At 35.9% G+C, this 4,910-nt stretch carries 5 protein-coding genes; 2 read left to right on the top strand and 3 right to left on the bottom strand.

Annotated features, from left to right (window positions below; all coding sequences use genetic code 11):
• Positions 1–626 precede the first annotated feature (626 nt).
• On the bottom strand, positions 627–1,310 hold the full coding sequence (locus AACY61_RS08660; protein ID WP_339611179.1) for a DUF4294 domain-containing protein: 684 nt from the start codon (positions 1,308–1,310) through the stop codon (positions 627–629).
• Positions 1,311–1,430: 120 nt separating this feature from the next.
• Here AACY61_RS08660 and AACY61_RS08655 point away from each other — a divergent pair, with 120 nt between their 5' ends.
• Complete coding sequence (locus tag AACY61_RS08655) at positions 1,431–2,519, top strand: M42 family metallopeptidase (protein ID WP_339611178.1); 1,089 nt, start codon at positions 1,431–1,433, stop codon at positions 2,517–2,519.
• A gap of 42 nt (positions 2,520–2,561) precedes the next feature.
• Here the strand turns inward: AACY61_RS08655 and AACY61_RS08650 are convergent, their stop codons facing one another.
• Both AACY61_RS08650 and AACY61_RS08645 read right to left on the bottom strand, forming a co-directional pair.
• Positions 2,562–3,512 carry a phosphoribosylaminoimidazolesuccinocarboxamide synthase gene (locus tag AACY61_RS08650; RefSeq protein ID WP_339611177.1) on the bottom strand — a complete coding sequence of 317 codons (951 nt, stop codon included), beginning with the start codon at positions 3,510–3,512 and terminating at the stop codon, positions 2,562–2,564.
• A gap of 1 nt (position 3,513) precedes the next feature.
• Positions 3,514–4,467, bottom strand: coding sequence for a PhoH family protein (locus AACY61_RS08645; protein WP_339611176.1), 954 nt, complete (start codon positions 4,465–4,467; stop codon positions 3,514–3,516).
• A 119-nt stretch (positions 4,468–4,586) separates the two neighbouring features.
• Between AACY61_RS08645 and AACY61_RS08640 the strand changes: the two genes are divergently transcribed.
• A partial coding sequence (locus AACY61_RS08640) for an SAM-dependent chlorinase/fluorinase (protein ID WP_339611175.1) occupies positions 4,587–4,910 on the top strand: 324 nt, incomplete at its 3' end.

The following is a 4,910-nucleotide window of genomic DNA, read 5'->3' as shown; positions in this document are numbered from 1 at the left end:
GTGTTAGGCCTGCCGCTAGCGTTCATCCTGAGCCAGGATCAAACTCTTCATCGTTAAATCTTAAATATTATTCAACAACTACTTCTTTGATCAACCCTGCCTATATCTCAGGTTTTTATTACTCGGTTTATTTCTCTGTATCTCTCTTAGGTCGTTTCCAACCAAAAAAAATACGCTGTCAATTCAATATATCAATGAACTTATCCCTTATCCTAATATATAAGGAAGTCTTGCTAAAATAAAAGGACTCGAACCTCTTCCAAATAACCCACCCGGGATTTCTATTATAATCAATTTCGATGTGAACCTGTTCGCTTCTGAAGCAAAGCGGGTGCAAAAATAATACGCTTTTTGTTACCCCACAAGCTTTTTTTGAAAAATATTATAAACTCAAAAAATTACTCTAAAACAAACTCAATGAACTAAAAAAACCTACTCACATCACCAACTCTCAAAGCGGCTGCAAATATACAACCGTTTTTATCCCACGCAAGCAAATTCAACATAAAAATTAATTTATTTTTAGGTGTTTACTTAACTGGCTGATTCTCTTAATTATTTAATTGAAATTTTTTTTAGCGAACTACTAAAATACAAAAAAAATATACTTGCTGCAAATTTTAAAGCTACTTGTTTGTCCAAAAATCTGACAATTCAAAATAATCAATAGGCCAGGCTGGTTTTTGAACATCCAAAGCACCTTCTTGAAATGCTCTCTGCAAAATATCTTCTATTAAAAAATCTTCTTTATTTTGTGAGGGTGAGAATTCTTCTTTTAATGAAATCTCAAATAAACTAGCCGTAGTGTTGTACCAAAAGGCACGCCACCCGGTCCGTAACTCTTTTACTAAATCAAACACAGTGGTACCTGTTTGCCTGTGAATGAGTTTGACCAATATCTTACCCTCACTTTTAGTCAATTTTTTTAATTCGTCTGTAAATTCACCTTCTATATATTTTTGAACTCTTTTAGTATATATGCGCTTTTCTCTTTTGGAATCCAATGTAGCGAGCCGGTCACTCATTACCTGCAATCTCTCTGCCGCCAATTTAGCATAGGGATAAACCTTACGGGTTCGTCTTCTTAAAATCAAATAGGCTCTTCGTTCCTGGGCGCTATCAAATTTTAATTTATTTAAAAGATATACTTCCTCAAGGTCAATAAATTGACGTGGTAGTGTATCACCATCAATAATCATATACAAATACTCAGTGGTGTCATTTTTATGATATCGATAGGCCCTGTCCTCTTGAGAATGCAAATTAAAAGTAATTACAAAAAAGATGATTGCTATTGTGATGCGTAACATAAGTAAGTATAGAGTTTCTGAACAAAAAGCTAAAATCATTCCAAAATTAAAGATAAATCATTAAGTATCTTTAATTTCGTATTTATATTGGTAATTTTACACTTATAAAAAATCAAATCTATGGCAAAATCAATACTTAACAAAAAGTCGCTTACTTTTCTTGAAAACTATTTAAATAACGCAGCTCCAACGGGATATGAATCTGAAGGACAAAAACTTTGGATGGAGTACCTAAAACCCTATGTGGACACCTTTATAACAGACAACTATGGCACAGCGGTAGGAGTCATCAATCCCAAGGCAAAATACAAAGTAGTTGTAGAGGGACATGCGGATGAAATTTCCTGGTATGTCAATTACATAACAGATAATGGTTTGATCTATGTAATTAGAAATGGAGGTAGCGACCATCAAATAGCCGCTTCAAAACGCGTAAACATTCATACAAAAAACGGTATTGTTTCCGGGGTCTTTGGATGGCCCGCGATACACACTCGAAAAAGCAAAGAAAAAGAACAATCTCCAAGTCTTGACAATATTTTTATCGATGTAGGCTGTTCTAACAAAGAAGAAGTTTTAAAACTGGGTGTTCATGTGGGTTGCGTGATTACCTATCCCGACACCTTTTTCGTTTTAAATGAAAACAAGTTTGTTTGTCGTGCACTGGACAACCGAATGGGCGGATTTATGATTGCTGAAGTGGCACGACTTTTAAAAGAAAATAAAAAGAAGTTGCCTTTTGGATTGTACATCACAAATTCGGTTCAGGAGGAAATAGGATTAAGAGGCGCTGAGATGATTACGCATACAATTAAACCAAATGTCGCAATTGTAACAGATGTATGCCACGACACCACAACTCCAATGATTGAAAAGAAAACCGAAGGTGAAACTAAAATTGGAGACGGTCCTGTGATTTCTTATGCTCCGGCAGTGCAAAACAAACTTAGGGAATTATTAATTGAAACTGCTGAGAAAAATAAAATCCCTTTTCAAAGACTGGCAGCTTCTAGGTCTACAGGCACAGACACTGACGCCTTTGCTTATAGTAACGGAGGTGTGCCATCAGCACTCATTTCTTTACCCTTACGGTATATGCATACCACTGTCGAAATGGTACACCGTAACGATGTTGAAAATGTGATCAAATTAATTTATGAATCAGTTCTAAAAATAAAAGACGGACAGTCATTCAATTATTTTGACTAATTTAAATAAACCCGATTTCAAGCTATTTAAATCGGGTTTATTCTATTTAGAAAAATAGCTTAATACATTGTTTTGAATTCTTGAACTGATATCGGAAGCATCTGCTTTTTGAAATACTTCACCGGTAATGTTTTCATACAATTCAATATAGCGTTCAGATACACTTTCAACATATTCATCAGACATAGTGGGCACTTGTTGCCCTTCCTTGCCCTGAAAACCGTTTTCAATAAGCCATTGCCTCACAAACTCTTTTGAGAGTTGTTTTTGGGTTTCTCCCCGATCTTGTCTTTCCTGATACCCTTCCGCATAAAAATAACGGGAAGAGTCAGGAGTGTGGATTTCATCAATCAATACGATTGTGCCGTCTTTGGTTTTACCGAATTCATATTTAGTATCAACCAAGATTAGACCTCTGGATGCAGCTATTTCAGTGCCTCGTAGAAATAATTTACGGGTATAGTCTTCCAAAATTATATAATCTTCTTCTGAAACGATCCCGTTCCTTAAAATATCTTCTCTGGAAATGTCTTCATCGTGCGCTCCGGCTTCTGCTTTGGTGGCAGGTGTAATGATAGGAAATGAAAACCTGTCATTTTCTTTCATTCCTTCAGGCATCGGAACACCACAAAGAGCCCTCTTCCCTTCTCTGTATTCACGGGCAGCATGGCCACTCAAATAGCCCCTGATAACCATTTCTACTTTAAAAGGTTCACATGCGTGACCGATAGCTACATTGGGGTCGGGAGTGGCAATCAGCCAATTTGGAACCAAATCTTCAGTAGCTCTCATCATTTTTGTGGCTATTTGATTAAGAATTTGTCCTTTAAAAGGAATTCCTTTTGGCATCACTACATCAAAAGCACTGATGCGGTCAGTAGCAACCATCAGCAACACATCATTTTCTAATGTGTATACATCACGCACTTTACCATGATACACTTTTTTTTGTTTGGGAAATATAAAGTTTGTTTCTGTAAGAGTACAACTCATTTTATTCAACATTTTCAATCGCTTTGTAAGCAGCTATAACTTCTTTAACCAAACGGTGACGAATTACATCTTTGTCATCCAAATAAATCATTCCAACACCTTTTACATCTTTCAACACCAGTAAGGCTTCTTTCAATCCTGAAATTACTCTTCTTGGCAAATCAATCTGACCCGGATCTCCAGTAATCATAAACTTGGCATTCTTACCCATACGGGTTAAAAACATTTTCATTTGAGCGTGGGTGGTATTTTGTGCCTCATCAAGAATGACAAACGCATTGTCTAATGTGCGACCACGCATAAATGCCATAGGCGCTATTTGAACTACTCCTTTTTCGATATACGATTCAAGCTTTTCATGAGGTATCATGTCTCTCAATGCATCATACAAAGGTTGCATATAAGGATCTAATTTTTCCTTTAAGTCGCCTGGAAGAAATCCTAAGTTTTCACCAGCCTCAACAGCCGGTCTTGTAAGTATGATACGCTTAACTTGCTTTTCTTTTAAAGCTTTTACTGCAAGTGCAACGCCGGTGTAAGTTTTACCTGTTCCGGCAGGGCCTACAGCAAAAACCATATCGTTTTTACGCATCAAATCAACCAACCGTCGCTGATTTACTGTAATGGCCTTAACCTGTTTTCCACCCACTCCATGAACAAGTACTTCTCCACTACCTTCAGGAGTTTCATACTCTGCACTACTTTCACTGGTAAGGATGCGTTCTATGACATTTTCATCCAACTTGTTGTATTTCACAAAATGATCCATCAACATACTGAATTTTTTATCAAACTCTTCCAGCATTTCTTCATCACCAAACACGGTTAAACGGTTTCCTCTTGCAACAATTTTTAACTTAGGATAGTATTTTTTTAAAAGATTGATATTCGAGTTTTGATGTCCAAACAATTCGCTTGGACTTATCTCTGTAAGTTCTAAAATAAGTTCGTTCAAAAGCAGTGATTTATTTTTAAGAATTGTCTTTTTTAATGATTAAGTTTGTAATACAAATCTAACATATTTTTATCGTTACCTTGTTGTATAGAGGTTAAAAAAATATCAACAATTTTCTTATGCCAATTATAACGCTTACAACCGATTTTGGAGAAAAAGACCATTTTGCCGGAGCTGTTAAGGGAGCCATATATAGTGAATTGGAAACTATAAAAATTGTTGATATCTCACATTCTGTATCCCCCTTTCATATTACAGAAGCCGCATATATAATACAAAATGCTTACAGAAGTTTCCCAAAAGGCACCATTCACATTGTTGGAATTGACTCTGAGTTGACACCTGAAAATAAACACATTGCTGTTTTATTGGATGACCATTATTTTATCTGTGCTGACAATGGAATTGTTTCTTTAATCACTCAAGAAATGAAACCTCAAAAA

It is taken from the genome of uncultured Planktosalinus sp., from assembly GCF_963973675.1.
In the GTDB taxonomy this organism is placed as follows: Bacteria; Bacteroidota; Bacteroidia; order Flavobacteriales; family Flavobacteriaceae; genus Planktosalinus.
This window is presented reverse-complemented; position numbering and strand designations above follow the sequence as displayed.

Coding starts and splice junctions, on each gene's coding strand:
- AACY61_RS08660 (WP_339611179.1), bottom strand. CDS start 1,310: ATGTTACGCATCACAATAGCAATCATCTTTTTTGTAATTACTTTTAAT.
- AACY61_RS08655 (WP_339611178.1), top strand. CDS start 1,431: ATGGCAAAATCAATACTTAACAAAAAGTCGCTTACTTTTCTTGAAAAC.
- AACY61_RS08650 (WP_339611177.1), bottom strand. CDS start 3,512: ATGAGTTGTACTCTTACAGAAACAAACTTTATATTTCCCAAACAAAAA.